This is a genomic window from Rhizobium sp. R339 (assembly GCF_002211395.1).
Taxonomy (GTDB): Bacteria; Pseudomonadota; Alphaproteobacteria; order Rhizobiales; family Rhizobiaceae; genus Rhizobium.
The window spans coordinates 164,831-179,636 of the sequence record NZ_LOKV01000025.1; the positions used below are offsets into that span (position 1 = coordinate 164,831).

Below are 14,806 nucleotides of genomic sequence, written 5' to 3' on the forward strand. Positions count from 1 at the left end.
GGGTTTCGATTCGAAGAGGCGCCGAATTGTCTGATCCCGATGATAGTTCGCCAAGCGAGCCAATCAACCGCTATAAATTACAAAATTGAAGCGGCTCACCATGCGCAAAGCGACCGCGCCGTCGGCGTCAGGCGCGCGACCTCGATCTTCCGCCAGCACTGGCCGTCCATCCGCGGGTAGATCTCGTCCGTCCAAACGGGATTCTGCCGCAACCGGTGCTGATAGGCGGCTTGGCTGTCCTGATCCACGTGGCATTCAAGCCAGACGAACACCGTCTCGCCCTCGCGAACCGGCAGCCTGGGAAAGCCGTTCCTGCTTCGCTCGGTCACGAACAAGCCATCGATGCGCGCACCGGCCTCTTGAATGAGCGGGAGCGCATGGTCGCGGAAGAACCCGGAAAAATCCTCTTCCGTTCCAGGCGCGAGCGAGCAGATATTGACGACGATCAGGCCCTTCGCCCGGGCTCGGCCCGCCTCTGCATCCCTTGGCAGATTATGTGCGAACGGATCGACGCCAGCGGCCGGCTTCAGGAGCAGGACGTTGTCCGAATTGAGCATCGTCGCATTGGCGGCGGGTCCATGTTCTTTCCAGACGGGGCCTGAATAAAAGGATGCGAGCGCCTCCGTCCGGGCTTCCATGTCCCTGAAGGAGCGAACCCACACGAAGGAATCAGGATCGTCGAGATCGCGGAACTCCGCTTCGACGCGCATGCCCAGCGCCTCCTGAGGCTCGACGAATTCCCGGCCGAACAGACGGATCAATGCTTCTCTGCCCTCGGGCAGAAGCCGGTAGCGGCGAAGCTCGAATATGATGTGCGGATTCATGGTTTCCTCAACAGGTCGATCATCCTGTTTTAAGAACAGGGCAATTGACCTGTTTTGTCAAGATGCTATTCTGCGCGCTGACCCGGTTGAGACATCATGAGCGAAAACAGAAGAACCAATGACCCCGAGGGCGTCCGCCGCCGGATCGTCGATGCCGCCTATGATGCCTTCGTCACCCAGGGTTATCTCGCGACCGGCATGCTGGAGCTGCGTGAAAGGGCCTCCGTTTCCGGCGGCGCAATGGCGCACCATTTCGCTGTAAAACGCGACCTCGGACTTGCGGTCATTCGCGATCGCGTATCCGAAGCCGTTCGGCAAACATGGATCGAGCCGTTCCACACCGGCACGAATGCGCCGGCCGCGATCGATTCGATCTTCGAAAGCATCATCGGCGGGCTGACGCAGAACGGCAGGGTTTCCGGCTGCCCGCTCAACAACATGGCGATGGAAATTTCCCAGCATGACGCGGAAATGCGCGGGGCGGTCAGCGCCGTATTCGGCGCCTGGCACGAAGCCCTATCCGACAGTTTCGAGACGGATGTTAAAGAAAACCGGGCGCGGGAACTCAATCCGCAGAGCCTCGCAACGTTGGTGATCGCCAGCTATTCCGGCGCCATGGCGATGGCTAAGGCGCGCCAAGACGTCAGCCCGCTCATAGAGTGCCGCGCGGAATTGGCGGCGCTGCTGGCGGCGAAATATCGCTGAAGGGCGCGGAGGAAAAGGCAATCGACAAGCCGCTCGGCACGAGCTTGTTATCTATGTATTCGGTATGGACGTTGGGAAAATTGGAGCGGGCGAAGGGATTCGAACCCTCGACCCCAACCTTGGCAAGGTTGTGCTCTACCCCTGAGCTACACCCGCTCAATCCGCATCGGTCCGGGGTAGTCGTTGGACCGTGGGCGCCGCCTCGTGGCGACGGGCGCTATATGGCCTAACGGATTTTCAAATGCAACAGGGAAATGACGAAGAGGCGAAGAAAAATTCTCGAGGTCGTGCGAGATGGGCGAAAAGGCCGCAAATGTAGGGGTAGAGCGTCGGTGGCGAAGATTGCCAAATGCTGTGGACGGACTTAATCAGGACGCCTCGACCTTTTCCTATCCCATACAATGGATTGCCGGATGTCCGAAAACACCCCGAAGACAAGAGAAGAACTGTTCGCCTTCCTCGACGGCCTCGGCATCGCCCATAAGACGGTCGATCATGCGCCTGTTTTTACCGTGGCCGAATCGGTCGCGCTGCGCGACGAGATCCCCGGCGGTCACACCAAGAACCTCTTCATCAAGGACAAGAAGGACAGGTACTTCCTGCTGACCGTGGAGGAAAATGCCGATGTCGACCTCAAGCAGGTGCATAATCTGATCGGCGGGTCCGGCCGCGTCTCTTTCGGCAGGGCGGAGAAGCTGATGGAGTATCTCGGCGTCATCCCGGGCGCGGTCACCGCTTTCGGCGCGATCAACGATACCGCCCAAAGCGTGACCTTCGTGCTCGACGCCGATCTGATGCGCGAGGAGATCATCAATTGCCATCCGCTGGCCAATGATGCAACGACGTCGATTGCAAGCGGCGACCTCGTCCGTTTCATGGAAGCGACGGGACATAAGCCGCTTGTCTTGAAAGTGACGTCCTGACATACGATTTTAGCGCTGAAGCGCGTGGCGGTCTTTCAGATCTGCCAGCCGCGTTTTAGTCTTTGGTTTTGCGCATGTCCTTATCGCAAAACCGCTACATATTTTTATGCGAGATGCTTTAGCAGAGATGCCGGCAGGATCGGCGCGGCGGGAGAGACCTATGAGCGGCAGCGACAACCCCTATAACAGTTCCTTCGGCAATCAGATGTCGGCGACGGCAAGCTTCGGCGCCCAGCCCGCGGCCGCTGCGGCCGGCAGCTATATCAAGGACACGACCACCGCCAATTTCTCCAAGGATGTCATCGAAGATTCGCGCAACCAGCCGGTGCTGGTCGATTTCTGGGCGCCCTGGTGCGGTCCGTGCAAGCAGCTGACGCCTGTTCTGGAAAGGGTGGTCAATGAAGCGCAGGGCCGCGTCAAGCTGGTCAAGATGAATATCGACGACCATCCCTCGATCGCCGGACAGCTCGGCATCCAGTCCATTCCCGCCGTCATCGCCTTCGTCAACGGCCGTCCTGCCGACGGCTTCATGGGCGCGGTGCCGGAAAGCCAGGTGCGGCAATTCATCGACCGTATCGGCGGCCCCGCCGGCGCCGACGAGGCGGCCGAGATCGAAGCCGTGCTTGCGGAGGCGGCCGAGCTGCTTGCCGCCGGCAATATCAACGAGGCCGCCCAGCTTTATGCCGCCGTGATGCAGGCTGCTCCCGAAAATCCCAAGGCGCTTGCCGGGATGGCCGAATGCATGATCGCCGCAAACCAGCATCAGCGGGCGCGCGAAACGCTGACCGATCTGCCGGAGGAGATCGCCAAGGATGCCGGCATCCAGGCCGTGCTGAAGAAGCTCGATCAGATCGAGGAGGCCCGCAAGCTCGGCGATCCCGTCGCGCTCGAAGGTGAGCTGGCGGCGAACCCCGATAACCACGAGGCGCGGCTGAAGCTTGCCAAGATCCTGAATGTCGAAGGCCGGCGCGACGACGCGGCCGAGCATCTGCTGCAGATCATGCGCAAGGACCGCGCCTTCGACGATGACGGCGCGCGGCGCCAGTTGCTGCAGTTCTTCGAGGTCTGGGGATTCAAGGATCCGGCGACGGTCGCTGCCCGGCGCAAGCTTTCGGCGATGCTGTTTTCCTAAGTTTACAATATCGGCCCTTGCGTTTTTGGGCGGGGGCACCACATTCTCGTCAGGCGGGCATGCCCGTTACAAGAATGCGGGACGGTTTCATGCAAGTCGGGAATGCCAGATACCTGAAGCCGGGCGATCTGCCTGATGCGATCGCCGTCTTCCCCCTGACCGGTGCTCTTCTTCTGCCGGCCGGGCAACTTCCTCTTAACATCTTCGAGCCGCGCTATCTGACGATGCTGGATTCGGCCCTTGCCGGAAACCGGCTGATCGGCATGGTGCAGCCGGCGCTCGGCGAGCACGAGGACAAGGGTGGCGAGCATAGCCTCGCCAGTGTCGGCTGCCTCGGCCGTATCACCTCCTTCGCCGAGACCGGCGACGGGCGCTATATCGTCTCGCTGACCGGCGTTTGCCGCTTCCGGCTGTTGGAGGAGAAAGTGACGGGCGATCCCTTCCGGACCTTCCGCATCGCTCCCTTCATCGCCGACCTCTCGGCCGAGAACGAGGAGGAGGCCGTCGATCGCACGGCGCTTCTGACCGCCTTCAAGGCCTATCTCGATGCCAACAAGCTGGAGGCCGACTGGGAGAGCGTCGAGCGGGCGAGCAATCTGACGCTCGTCAATTCGCTCGCCATGATGTCGCCCTTCGGGCCGGCGGAAAAGCAGGCGCTGCTCGAGGCGCCGGACCTGAAGACGCGGGCGGAGACGCTGATCGCCATTACCGAGATCGTGCTGGCGCGGGTCTTCGGTGACTCCGACACGGTTCTGCAGTAAACTCGGCCATGGACGAAAAACTCAGCCGCGTCGATCCGAAACTGCTCGAACTTTTGGTCTGCCCGCTCTCCAAGGGGCGGCTTTCCTATGATCGCGAGCACAATGAGCTCGTCTCGGAAAAGGCGCAGCTTGCCTATCCGATCCGCGACGGCATTCCGATCATGCTGGTGTCCGAGGCCAGGCGCCTCGACGAATAGGCTGTTTCTTCAGATCGCTTAAATCGTCTGGCCGGCCAGCAGGCGCGGATTGTCCTTTGCCGTCGTTCCCGCCGCCTGGCCGATGAAGAAGGATTTGAGGCGCGGCAGGCGGTCGACGATGCCGAGGCCGACATCGCGAGCGATGCGGATCGGCGTCGCATCGTTGGAGAAGAGCCGGTTCAGCACGTCGGTCGTCACCCCCATGCGGAAGGTATCGAAGCGCCGCCAGGTCTGGTAGCGCTCGAGAATGTTGATCGAGCCGATATCGAGGCCGAGGCGGTCGGCCTCCACAATGGTTTCGGCAAGGGCCGCCACATCCTTGAAGCCGAGATTGAGGCCCTGCCCCGAGATCGGGTGAATGCCGTGGGCGGCGTCGCCGGCGAGCGCGAAACGTGGCGCGACGAAGGAGCGGGCGAGCGTCAGGCCGAGCGGGAAGGCGCGCTTGTCGCCGACGAGTTTCAGCGCTCCGAGCTTATGGCCGAAGCGGCGTTCCAGTTCTTCCTCGAAAATCAGATCGTCGGCTCTGACCAACTGGTCGGCATCATGCGTCCGCTCCGTCCAGACGAGCGAGGAGCGGTTGTTGCGGAGCGGCAGGATGGCGAAGGGGCCGGCCGGCAGGAAATGCTCCTCGGCGCAGCCTTCATGCGGCCGCTCGTGTTCGACGGTGGCGACGATGCCGGACTGGCCGTAGTCCCAAGTGACGGTCTTGATGCCGGCGAGATCGCGCAGTTTGGAGCGCACGCCGTCGCAAGCGACCAGCAGCCGGGTCTCCAATTGGCTGCCGTCGGAAAGCGTGACAGTCACATGGCTATCGTGCGTCTTCAGTTCGGTGGCGCCCAGCCCGTGGCGGATCTCGATGCCGAGGCGCTCGCAGAGGCCGCGCAGCGCCGCAACCATGGTGACGTTCGGGATCATGTGGGCGAAGGGCCTTCCTTCCTCGACCTCGCCGTCGAAGGTCAGGAACACCGGACGCACCGGATCGGAAGTCCTGGAATCGGTGACGATCATCTTGCTGATCGGCTGGGCCTCGGGCTCGATCTCGTTCCAGACGCCGAAGACTTCGAGCATCTTCGACGCCGCGGCGATAATGGCGGAGGCGCGCGTATCGCCTTTCCAGACATGCTCGGGGGCGGCTTCGACAACGGCGACATCGAGATGGGGGGCTGCCTGTTTGACCGCGACGGCGGCGGAAAGGCCGACATAACCCCCGCCCACAACCAGCATATCCAGCATCGCGCCGCTCCCGTACCTTGTGCCTCAGATGTGATCTATATAGATCATGGCAACCTCACTTCCTACCGCCGGGAGGCATACAAAATGACGCGCGAGACATCAGGATCTTCGGCGATGGAGACGCTGCTTTCGACGCTCGATCTGGAGCCGATAGAGGTCGATATCTTCCGCGGCCGCAGTCCGCAGGTCGGCTGGCAGCGGGTCTTCGGCGGCCAGGTGATCGGTCAGGCGCTGATGGCGGCGCAGCGCACCATCGAGGCTGAGCGCTTCGTCCATTCGCTGCATGCGTATTTCATGCGCCCCGGCGATCCCTCGGTGCCGATCATCTATCAGGTCGAGCGCATCCGCGACGGATCGAGCTTCAATACCCGGCGTGTCGTGGCAATCCAGCACGGCAAGGCGATCTTCGCGCTGTCGGCTTCCTTCCAGGGAGAGGAGCCGGGCTTCGAGCACCAGATCGTCATGCCCGAGGTGGCGATGCCGGAGACGCTGCTCGGCGAGCAGCAGATCAAGGAGCAGTATCTCGCGCATGCGCCGGAAGCGATCCGCAAATACTGGCAGCGCGAGCGGCCGATCGAGATCCGTCCGGTTTCGCTGACACATTATTTTTCCGACAAGAAACTCGACCCGAAGCAGGACGTCTGGGTGCGCGCCACAGGCCCGGTCCCTGACGACCGGCTCTATCAGGCGGCGGTGCTCGCCTATCTCTCCGACATGACGCTGCTCGATACCTCGCTTTATGCGCATGGCACATCCATTTTCGATCAGAGCCTGCAAGTGGCAAGCCTCGACCATTCCATGTGGTTCCACAGACCCTGCAAACTCGATGACTGGCTGCTCTATACGCAGGACAGTCCCTCGGCCTCGGGCGCCAGGGGCCTGACCCGCGGCAGCCTTTTTACCCGCTCGGGCGTACTGATCGCCTCCGTCGCCCAGGAGGGTCTGATTCGGAAAAAGGCAAATGATTAAATAGTGTGCATATTTGCAAATTTGCGCATTATTTGTGCGCTTATCGGCCAATCATTTGCCTGTTTATTGGCACTCCTTCATAAATTCTTTATATTTCAATAAGTTACGGTAAGCCTCGAATCTGGCACGCCCTTTGAATGTCTATCGTCGGTCGCTGTTCAGGAACGTCAGCGGCAAGGAGAGTCGGCTCCGCGCCGAGGATAACGAAGGATGGGAAACCAGATGAAAATTGTGATGGCTATTATCAAGCCGTTCAAGCTCGATGAGGTCCGCGAAGCGCTTACGGCGATCGGCATTCAGGGCCTGACCGTGACCGAAGTGAAGGGCTACGGGCGCCAGAAGGGGCATACCGAAATTTACCGCGGCACCGAATACGCGGTCAGCTTCCTGCCGAAGCTCAAGATCGAAATCGCCGTTGCGTCCGAACTCGTCGACAGGGCTGTCGAAGCCATCGCGGCCTCGGCCAAGACCGGCCAGATCGGGGACGGCAAGATTTTCGTCTATTCGATCGACCATGCCGTGCGCATCCGTACGGGCGAAACCGATTCAGAAGCGCTGTAAAGAACGGCAGACCAAGGAGCTTTTTTCAATGTCGATCTCGAAGTTTTCCTCCACCTTTGCGCGGGTTTGCGCAGCAACGGCTGCGCTTCTCGCGCCGGCCGTCGCTTTTGCCCAGGAGGCTGCGCCTGCCGCTGCTGCCGCCGCTGCTCCTGCTCTGACGATGGAGAAGGGTGACAATACCTGGATGCTCGTCTCCTCGGCGCTCGTCCTTCTGATGACCATTCCGGGCCTCGCGCTCTTCTACGGCGGCCTCGTGCGCGCCAAGAACATGCTCTCCGTGCTGATGCAGGTTTTCATGATCACCGCCGTCGTGGCGCTGATCTGGGTGACCTACGGCTATTCGCTCGCCTTCACCGACGGCGGCTCGCTGAATAGCTTCATCGGTGGCTTCTCCAAGGCGTTCCTCGCCGGCGTCAACCCATCGTCACTCGTCGAGACCTTTTCGAAGGGCGTCGCCATTCCTGAATACACCTTCATCGTCTTCCAGATGACCTTCGCCTGCATCACGCCCGGCCTCATCGTCGGCGCATTCGCCGAGCGCATCAAGTTCTCGGCCGTCATGCTCTTCGTCGTGCTGTGGGTGACTTTCATCTACTTCCCGATGGCGCACATGGTCTGGTTCTGGGGCGGTCCGAGCTCCTACACCTCGCCGGCCGGCCTGATCTTCTCCTACGGCGCAATCGACTTCGCCGGCGGTACGGTCGTTCACATCAATGCCGGTATTGCAGGCCTCGTCGGCGCGATCATGCTCGGCAAGCGCACCGGCTACAAGAAGGAGATCATGGCTCCGCATTCGATGACGCTCACCATGGTCGGCGCATCGCTGCTGTGGGTCGGCTGGTTCGGCTTCAACGCCGGCTCCAACCTCGAGGCCAACGGCTACGCATCGCTCGCCATGATCAACACCTTCGTCGCGACGGCTGCCGCCGCCGTATCCTGGTGCATCGTTGAAAGCCTCGCCCGCGGCAAGGCTTCCATGCTCGGCGGTGCTTCGGGCGCTGTCGCCGGTCTCGTCGCCGTTACCCCGGCGGCAGGCTTTGCCGGCCCGATGGGTTCGATCGTTCTCGGCCTCGTCGTCTCGCCGGTCTGCTACTTCTTCGTCGATGTCGTGAAGAACAAGTTCAACTATGACGACAGCCTCGACGTCTTCGGCGTCCATTGCGTCGGCGGCATCATCGGCGCTCTCGGCACCGGCATCCTCGTCAACCCGGCTCTGGGCGGCGCTGGCATCGTCGATTATTCGACGCCCGATTTCGCAGCCACCTATGCCGGCACGGCAACCCAGGTCTGGAACCAGGCCAAGGGCGTGCTGACGACGCTGCTGTGGTCGGGCATCGGTTCGGCGATCCTCTACAAGATCGTCGACGTCGTCATCGGCCTGCGCGTGAGCGTCGAAGCCGAGCGCGAAGGTCTCGACCTTTCGACCCACGGCGAAGCCGCTTACCACTCCTAATACGAGCTTCGGGCGCCCTGCAGGGCGCCCTCCACAGCCCGTCGCGGCCTATCTAGAGCTTTTCCGGGTTAGACCCGGAAAAGCTGTCATAGACCGCATTTGGCCCGAACCCTCCAAGGTTCGGGCTTTTTTCTTTTTGTCGGCCGGAATGCGCTTCCGGGCATGCATGGTTAACATCGCTTTAACCGGGCTCTGATTAGGTGGAGCGGACGCATTTTGGCATGGCGAGTTTCGTGATTCGCGTGCCCAGGCATTGGACGGGTTAGACATATGGCAAGAAGCACGTCGCCGGTAATGGATGGCCGTCCGGATCGGTTCTCCTTCTCGGCATTCATGCTGCGGCAGATCCAGGCGCTGATCGGCTTTGCGATCTTTCTGCTCCTGGCGTTCGGCGTCGCGGCGCTGGCGACATGGAACGTCGCCGATCCCAGCTATTCCTATGCCACCGCCAACCTGCCGACGAATATCCTCGGTTACAGCGGGGCTGCGTTCGCCGATATCGTCATGCAGTTCCTGGGGTTGGCCAGCGTCGTTTCGATGCTGCCGGTCGTCGCCTGGGCGCTGGCGCTGATTTCGGGCCGCCGCTTCAGCCGCATTCCCGCCCGGGCCGGCGCCTGGCTTGCCGGCTCGGTGCTTTCCTCCGCCGTCATCGGCTGTTTTCCGCCGCCGCTCACCTGGCCGATCCCGAACGGTATCGGCGGCGTCGTCGGCGACATGATCCTGCGCTTTCCCGCGCTCTTCGTCGGCGCTTATCCCACAGGCACTTTCGCCATGGTCGTCGGCTGCATCTTCGCCCTGCCGACCGCGTGGATGATGCTGTTTGCATCAGGCCTCGTCGGCCGCAGCGATGCCGAGGACGAAGAAATCGAAGAGGATTATGCCAATACGGCGAGCAAGGCCCGCGTGGTCGGCGACGAGGACGAGGAGGACGAATCCCGCTGGGTCGCTTTCAGCGGTGCCGTGACGCATGCCTGGTATATGAGCCAGGGCCGTCTGCGCCGGATCTTCGGCATGGGACCGCGCAAGCGCCGCCAGGGCGATTTCGAATCGCCTTACGATTTCAACGATGACGAGTTCGGCACGCTCAATGAGCCGGTCCGCGCCAAGACGCCTGCCGTCCGCGGCGAACGCATGGAACCGTCGATGGAGCCATCGATGGGGGCAAGGGCGGCTTCGCCGCGTCGCGTCGTTTCCGCGCCGTCGCTTTCCGTCGACGACGATGATGACGACGACCTGCCCTTCGATGCCGACATGCCGCCCCGCCCGGCCGATATCCTGCCCGACGACGATGACGACGACTGGATGATCCGTGCCCCGGCAAAGGTTGCCGGCAAGCCTGAGCCGCGCGTCGTTCCCGCGAGCGCGCGTCCGAAGCCGAGTGCCCGTGTCGAGCGGGAAGCACAGGGTTCGTTCATCCGTCCCGAAGGTTTCCAGCTTCCGTCGATGCACCTGCTCGCCGAGCCGAAGAACGTGGTGCGCGATTCGACGCTTTCGGCCGACGCGCTGGAGCAGAATGCTCGCATGCTGGAAGGCGTGCTCGAGGATTTCGGCGTCAAGGGCGAAATCATCCATGTCCGTCCCGGCCCGGTGGTCACCCTCTACGAACTGGAGCCGGCGCCCGGCATCAAATCGTCGCGCGTCATCGGCCTTGCCGACGATATCGCCCGCTCGATGAGCGCGATCGCCGCCCGCGTCGCCGTCGTGCCCGGCCGCAACGCGATCGGCATCGAGCTGCCGAACCAGACGCGCGAGACCGTCTATCTCCGTGAACTCATCGCCTCGCGCGATTTCGAGGGCAGCAAGGCGAAGCTCGCCATGGCGCTCGGCAAGACGATCGGCGGCGAAGCCGTCATCGCCGATCTTGCCAAGATGCCGCATCTGCTCGTCGCCGGCACCACCGGCTCGGGCAAGTCGGTGGCCATCAACACGATGATCCTGTCGCTGCTCTACCGGATGACGCCGGAGCAGTGCCGGCTGATCATGATCGACCCGAAGATGCTCGAACTTTCCGTCTATGACGGCATTCCGCATCTGCTCTCGCCTGTCGTCACCGATCCGAAGAAAGCCGTCGTCGCGCTGAAATGGACGGTGCGCGAGATGGAAGAGCGCTACAAGAAAATGTCGAAGATCGGCGTGCGCAACATCGACGGCTTCAATACCCGCGTCGAGCAGGCTCTGTCGAAGGGCGAAGTGATCTCGCGCACGGTGCAGACCGGTTTCGATCGCCACACCGGCGAGGCAATGTACGAGACGGAAGAATTCGACCTCAAGCCGATGCCCTATATCGTCGTCATCATCGACGAGATGGCCGACCTGATGATGGTCGCCGGCAAGGATATCGAAGGCGCCGTCCAGCGTCTGGCGCAGATGGCGCGCGCCGCCGGCATCCACGTGATCATGGCGACGCAGCGTCCCTCGGTCGACGTCATCACCGGCACGATCAAGGCGAACTTCCCGACCCGCATCTCCTTCCAGGTCACTTCGAAGATCGACAGCCGCACCATCCTTGGTGAACAGGGCGCCGAACAGCTGCTCGGCATGGGCGACATGCTCTACATGGCGGGCGGCGGGCGTATCCAGCGCGTTCATGGTCCCTTCGTCTCGGATGTCGAGGTGGAAGAGATCGTCTCCTATCTGAAGACTCAGGGCTCGCCGCAATATCTCGACGCGATCACCGCCGATGAGGATGAAGACGGCGATTACGGCGGCGGCGGCCCGGCCGGCACGTCGAACCTTTCGGATTCGGAAGATCCCTACGATCAGGCCGTCGCCATCGTGCTGCGCGACGGCAAGGCTTCGACCTCCTATGTCCAGCGCCGGCTCGGCATCGGCTACAACCGCGCCGCTTCGCTGATCGAGCGAATGGAGAAGGAAGGCATCATCGGACCCGCCAACCATGCCGGCAAGCGAGAAATTCTCGTTCCGACAGAGGCGGACATCCTCGACCGCTGAAATAACAGCCATATATTTCCCATACGAGCGTTTTCGCGGGAAGCTGATAGCATGGAAGCCATCGCTTCTCGCGAGGATGATCGCGGCGCCTTGAAGACGCCGCCATTCGGCGGCATGCAGATAGCATAAAGGAGATTTAGATGAGTAACTCCGATTCCTTCCTCTCCAGCCTGACGACGCGCCGCGAACTGCTGGGCGCCTTTGCCGTAGCTGCCGTGGCGAGCACCCTTCCCCTAGGCGCCCTTGCGCAGGCGGCGGCCCCGGCTTCCGGCACCGCGCAGGCGATCGCCGACCATTTCTCCGGCGTCACGACGATGCAGGGGGAATTCGTGCAGTTCGGCCCGCGCGGCGAGCAGACCGGCGGCAAGTTCTTCATCCAGCGTCCCGGCAAGCTGCGCTTCAACTATGACGACCCATCGCCGATGCGGGTGATCGCAGACGGCAAGAATGTCGCCATCGGCAATATGAAGCTCAAGACCTGGGACCTCTATCCGCTCTCCAAGACGCCGCTCAGCCTGCTGCTGGCGCAGCGGATCGACCTGTCGGCCGGCATGGTGAAGGGTGTGAAGGAGGAGTCGGATCTGACGACGATCGCGCTCGGCAACAATACGGTGTTCGGAAATTCGACCATCACCATGATGTTCGACCCGAAGACCTACGACCTGCGCCAGTGGACGATCACCGACAACCAGGGCAAGGACACGTCGGTGATGATCTTCAACGTTAAAACAGGCGTGCAGTTCGACGACCGCGTCTTCCGGGTGCCTTATGAAAGCATTCCGGGCACGGCAGCCTCACGCGACTGACGGTTTTCGGTTGATCGCCTAAGGCTTTTGCACGCGGCCGGTTCCCTCCCGTCCGCCTTTGTTCTAAAGCCCTTTCATGAGAGCACGCCGCCTCGAAACCCGGTGTGCGGGAAAGGGCGTGGGCATGGGCTTTTCGATCACCACCTGGAACATCAATTCGGTGCGGCTGCGCATGCCGATCGTCGAGCAGTTCGTTCTCAAGCACAGGCCTGACATTCTCTGCCTGCAGGAAACCAAGGTGCCGAACGAGCTCTTTCCGGCAGCACCCTTGCGGGCGATGGGTTACGACCACATCATCATCCACGGGCAGAAGGGTTATCACGGCGTGGCGATCGCCTCGCGCATTCCGCTGACGGAGGATCACCGGCAGGATTATTGCGGCGTCGGCGATGCCCGCCACATATCGGCGATCTTCGAACACGGCAATCGCCGTGTCCGGCTGCACAATTTCTATGTGCCTGCCGGCGGCGACGAGCCGGACCGCACGATCAACCCGAAATTCGGCCACAAGCTCGATTTCATCGAGGAGATGAAGCAGCTGAAAGCCAATGGCGAGACCAACACCTCCGCCATTCTCGTCGGCGACCTCAATATCGCGCCGCTGGAACACGACGTCTGGTCGCACAAGCAGCTCTTGAAGATCGTCAGCCATACGCCCATCGAAACGGACGGGCTGCTGGAGGTGATGAAGCGCGGCGGCTGGCTCGATCTCATGCGCCATCACGTGCCGGCCAGCGAAAAGCTCTACACTTGGTGGAGCTATCGCGCCAAGGATTGGGAAGCTGCCGACCGCGGCCGCCGTCTCGACCACATCTGGTCGTCCTCCGATCTCGGGCCGCATCTCAAGCGGATCGAGATCCTGAAGGAAGCTCGCGGCTGGGAGCGGCCCTCGGACCATGTGCCGGTGACGGCGCGTTTCGATTTCTGATGCAATGGCTCCTCCAGGAATTCGAAGACACCCATAAGCTGGCCGAGGCGCTCGACCGGCTCGGTATTGCATACACCTGGCACAAGGTCGTCCCGTTCGTCGGCGAGCTCATCCCGGCACCGATCGTCACCGACCCTGGCTCGGTAATCATGTTCGGTTCCTACACGCTATGGAGAAACGCCGAGGCGAACGGTTACTGGCCGGGCATGTTCAAGCTGCGTCCTTTCGTCCAGGAAAAGGCGTGGCATCCCTATCTCCTGAATGGAGCTGACGCGCTGTTCCTCACTCTCCGAGACATTCCGACCCAGCTGACCGACGATGGGAGGGAATGGTTTCTCCGTCCCGTCGATGATAGCAAGGAGGAGCCCGGCAATGTCAAAACGACCGGCGAGATCATCCGCATGGCGGAGAGGGTTCTTACGCTTGACGAAGACGAAATCCCAGGCGGATCGCTTCGCCACGACACGCTTCTGATGCTCACCAAGCCTGTTCGCATCTTGCGCGAATGGCGTCTCTGGGCCGTCAACGGGCGGATCGTCACCTATTCGCTCTACAAGGACGGATCGCGTGTCGTCCACCGCCATGAGATCGACGAGGATGCACTGGCGTTTGGGCAGCGCATGGTCGATATCAATCCCGGCTATTCGCCGGCCTATGTCATCGATCTCTGCCGCACCGAAGAGGGGTTGAAGCTGCTCGAGACCAACTGTCTCAACGCTGCTGGGTTCTATGCCGCCGACCTCCTGAAGCTCGCAGTGGCAATCGACGGCCTCGTCCGCGACTGACGCCTTTCTTATCGCTATTTGTCAGCTGAAGCGGTGGAACTGGCTTGCGGCCTTGGCCGCAAGTTCGGCGAGGTTGTCGCGGATGCGATTTTCGATCAGGCGGGCCGCGTCGGGATATTCTTCCAGAAGCCGGTGGAAGAGGGCGCGGGTGATGCGGATGATGCTGGTGTCTTCGCGCGCGATCGCGGTGAATTTGCGCTCCACCAGCGTGACCAGTGCAAGCTCCGAAATCAGCGTTCCCGGCCCGGCGACGGCCTCGGCCCGTTGCATGCCGTCGCTGCTCGTCGTACTCAGCTCTAGGCTGCCGCTGAGGACGACATAGGCGCTCTCGGCCGGCGAGCCCTGGCGAAACAGCAACTGGCCGGCGGCAATCACGCGGCGGTCAGCACCGAAGGCGATCAGCCGCAGCTGGTCCTCGCTCATGTCCTTGAACAGCGGAAGCTGAGAGAGCAGATGAATGTCGTCGGTCAGCGCCATTGGGGCTTTTCGCCTTAGAGCAATTCCAGCAAAAGCGCGGAACAGTTTCTCGTGAAAACAAAGAGATAGAGCATTTCCGTCAATCGGAGAACCGGAAACG

15 protein-coding genes and 1 tRNA gene are annotated in these 14,806 nt (G+C 61.7%); 12 read left to right on the forward strand and 4 right to left on the reverse strand.

The window, feature by feature from the left end; genetic code table 11:
* Window positions 1-95 precede the first annotated feature (95 nt).
* Window positions 96-824, reverse strand: a complete 729-nt coding sequence (locus ATY76_RS25745) for an NIPSNAP family protein (protein ID WP_088677496.1) — start codon at window positions 822-824, stop codon at window positions 96-98.
* Between the two features lie 96 nt (window positions 825-920).
* On the opposite strand from ATY76_RS25745, the gene ATY76_RS25750 reads away from it, so the two are divergent.
* Window positions 921-1,529: a TetR/AcrR family transcriptional regulator gene (locus ATY76_RS25750; RefSeq protein WP_088677497.1), complete on the forward strand. Its 609-nt coding sequence runs from the start codon at window positions 921-923 to the stop codon at window positions 1,527-1,529.
* An 81-nt stretch (window positions 1,530-1,610) separates the two neighbouring features.
* On the opposite strand, the gene ATY76_RS25755 is transcribed toward ATY76_RS25750, so the two are convergent.
* A tRNA-Gly gene (locus ATY76_RS25755) sits at window positions 1,611-1,685 on the reverse strand.
* Between the two features lie 257 nt (window positions 1,686-1,942).
* Between ATY76_RS25755 and ATY76_RS25760 the strand changes: the two genes are divergently transcribed.
* The 4 genes from ATY76_RS25760 to ATY76_RS25775 all read left to right on the forward strand — a co-directional run bounded on the left by ATY76_RS25760 (window position 1,943) and on the right by ATY76_RS25775 (window position 4,542).
* A complete protein-coding gene (locus ATY76_RS25760; RefSeq protein ID WP_088677498.1) occupies window positions 1,943-2,452 on the forward strand; it encodes a prolyl-tRNA synthetase associated domain-containing protein in 510 nt (169 codons plus the stop codon).
* 160 nt (window positions 2,453-2,612) lie between these two features.
* Entirely contained in the window at window positions 2,613-3,584 is a 972-nt protein-coding gene (trxA, locus tag ATY76_RS25765) for a thioredoxin (RefSeq protein ID WP_088677499.1), read from the forward strand.
* Window positions 3,585-3,658: 74 nt separating this feature from the next.
* On the forward strand, window positions 3,659-4,345 hold the full coding sequence (locus ATY76_RS25770) for an LON peptidase substrate-binding domain-containing protein (protein WP_176538902.1): 687 nt from the start codon (window positions 3,659-3,661) through the stop codon (window positions 4,343-4,345).
* 8 nt (window positions 4,346-4,353) lie between these two features.
* Window positions 4,354-4,542 (forward strand): Trm112 family protein, encoded by a 189-nt coding sequence (locus ATY76_RS25775; RefSeq protein ID WP_003567459.1) that lies wholly within the window; start codon window positions 4,354-4,356, stop codon window positions 4,540-4,542.
* 18 nt (window positions 4,543-4,560) lie between these two features.
* Here ATY76_RS25775 and ATY76_RS25780 read toward each other — a convergent pair whose 3' ends face one another.
* A complete protein-coding gene (locus tag ATY76_RS25780) occupies window positions 4,561-5,775 on the reverse strand; it encodes a ubiquinone biosynthesis hydroxylase (RefSeq protein WP_088677500.1) in 1,215 nt (404 codons plus the stop codon).
* Between the two features lie 84 nt (window positions 5,776-5,859).
* Here ATY76_RS25780 and tesB point away from each other — a divergent pair, with 84 nt between their 5' ends.
* From tesB to ATY76_RS25815, 7 genes are all read left to right on the forward strand, one after another.
* Window positions 5,860-6,744 (forward strand): acyl-CoA thioesterase II, encoded by an 885-nt coding sequence (tesB, locus tag ATY76_RS25785; protein WP_088677501.1) that lies wholly within the window; start codon window positions 5,860-5,862, stop codon window positions 6,742-6,744.
* A gap of 210 nt (window positions 6,745-6,954) precedes the next feature.
* On the forward strand, window positions 6,955-7,305 hold the full coding sequence (locus tag ATY76_RS25790; RefSeq protein ID WP_003543684.1) for a P-II family nitrogen regulator: 351 nt from the start codon (window positions 6,955-6,957) through the stop codon (window positions 7,303-7,305).
* A gap of 28 nt (window positions 7,306-7,333) precedes the next feature.
* On the forward strand, window positions 7,334-8,758 hold the full coding sequence (locus ATY76_RS25795; RefSeq protein ID WP_088677502.1) for an ammonium transporter: 1,425 nt from the start codon (window positions 7,334-7,336) through the stop codon (window positions 8,756-8,758).
* Between the two features lie 270 nt (window positions 8,759-9,028).
* Window positions 9,029-11,710, forward strand: a complete 2,682-nt coding sequence (locus ATY76_RS25800; RefSeq protein WP_088677503.1) for a DNA translocase FtsK — start codon at window positions 9,029-9,031, stop codon at window positions 11,708-11,710.
* A 140-nt stretch (window positions 11,711-11,850) separates the two neighbouring features.
* The gene (locus tag ATY76_RS25805; RefSeq protein WP_088677504.1) at window positions 11,851-12,516 is read left to right on the forward strand and encodes an outer membrane lipoprotein carrier protein LolA; all 666 of its coding nucleotides are present in this window, start codon (window positions 11,851-11,853) and stop codon (window positions 12,514-12,516) included.
* A 124-nt stretch (window positions 12,517-12,640) separates the two neighbouring features.
* Window positions 12,641-13,444, forward strand: a complete 804-nt coding sequence (locus ATY76_RS25810; RefSeq protein WP_088677505.1) for an exodeoxyribonuclease III — start codon at window positions 12,641-12,643, stop codon at window positions 13,442-13,444.
* Complete coding sequence (locus ATY76_RS25815; protein WP_088677506.1) at window positions 13,444-14,229, forward strand: ATP-grasp domain-containing protein; 786 nt, start codon at window positions 13,444-13,446, stop codon at window positions 14,227-14,229. The genes ATY76_RS25810 and ATY76_RS25815 overlap by 1 nt, the downstream gene beginning before the upstream one ends.
* 21 nt (window positions 14,230-14,250) lie before the next feature.
* On the opposite strand, the gene ATY76_RS25820 is transcribed toward ATY76_RS25815, so the two are convergent.
* Window positions 14,251-14,706 (reverse strand): cyclic nucleotide-binding domain-containing protein, encoded by a 456-nt coding sequence (locus tag ATY76_RS25820; RefSeq protein WP_088677507.1) that lies wholly within the window; start codon window positions 14,704-14,706, stop codon window positions 14,251-14,253.
* Window positions 14,707-14,806 lie beyond the last annotated feature (100 nt).

Coding starts and splice junctions, on each gene's coding strand:
- ATY76_RS25745 (WP_088677496.1), bottom strand. CDS start 824: ATGAATCCGCACATCATATTCGAGCTTCGCCGCTACCGGCTTCTGCCC.
- ATY76_RS25750 (WP_088677497.1), top strand. CDS start 921: ATGAGCGAAAACAGAAGAACCAATGACCCCGAGGGCGTCCGCCGCCGG.
- ATY76_RS25760 (WP_088677498.1), top strand. CDS start 1,943: ATGTCCGAAAACACCCCGAAGACAAGAGAAGAACTGTTCGCCTTCCTC.
- trxA (WP_088677499.1), top strand. CDS start 2,613: ATGAGCGGCAGCGACAACCCCTATAACAGTTCCTTCGGCAATCAGATG.
- ATY76_RS25770 (WP_176538902.1), top strand. CDS start 3,659: ATGCGGGACGGTTTCATGCAAGTCGGGAATGCCAGATACCTGAAGCCG.
- ATY76_RS25775 (WP_003567459.1), top strand. CDS start 4,354: ATGGACGAAAAACTCAGCCGCGTCGATCCGAAACTGCTCGAACTTTTG.
- ATY76_RS25780 (WP_088677500.1), bottom strand. CDS start 5,775: ATGCTGGATATGCTGGTTGTGGGCGGGGGTTATGTCGGCCTTTCCGCC.
- tesB (WP_088677501.1), top strand. CDS start 5,860: ATGACGCGCGAGACATCAGGATCTTCGGCGATGGAGACGCTGCTTTCG.
- ATY76_RS25790 (WP_003543684.1), top strand. CDS start 6,955: ATGGGAAACCAGATGAAAATTGTGATGGCTATTATCAAGCCGTTCAAG.
- ATY76_RS25795 (WP_088677502.1), top strand. CDS start 7,334: ATGTCGATCTCGAAGTTTTCCTCCACCTTTGCGCGGGTTTGCGCAGCA.
- ATY76_RS25800 (WP_088677503.1), top strand. CDS start 9,029: ATGGCAAGAAGCACGTCGCCGGTAATGGATGGCCGTCCGGATCGGTTC.
- ATY76_RS25805 (WP_088677504.1), top strand. CDS start 11,851: ATGAGTAACTCCGATTCCTTCCTCTCCAGCCTGACGACGCGCCGCGAA.
- ATY76_RS25810 (WP_088677505.1), top strand. CDS start 12,641: ATGGGCTTTTCGATCACCACCTGGAACATCAATTCGGTGCGGCTGCGC.
- ATY76_RS25815 (WP_088677506.1), top strand. CDS start 13,444: ATGCAATGGCTCCTCCAGGAATTCGAAGACACCCATAAGCTGGCCGAG.
- ATY76_RS25820 (WP_088677507.1), bottom strand. CDS start 14,706: ATGGCGCTGACCGACGACATTCATCTGCTCTCTCAGCTTCCGCTGTTC.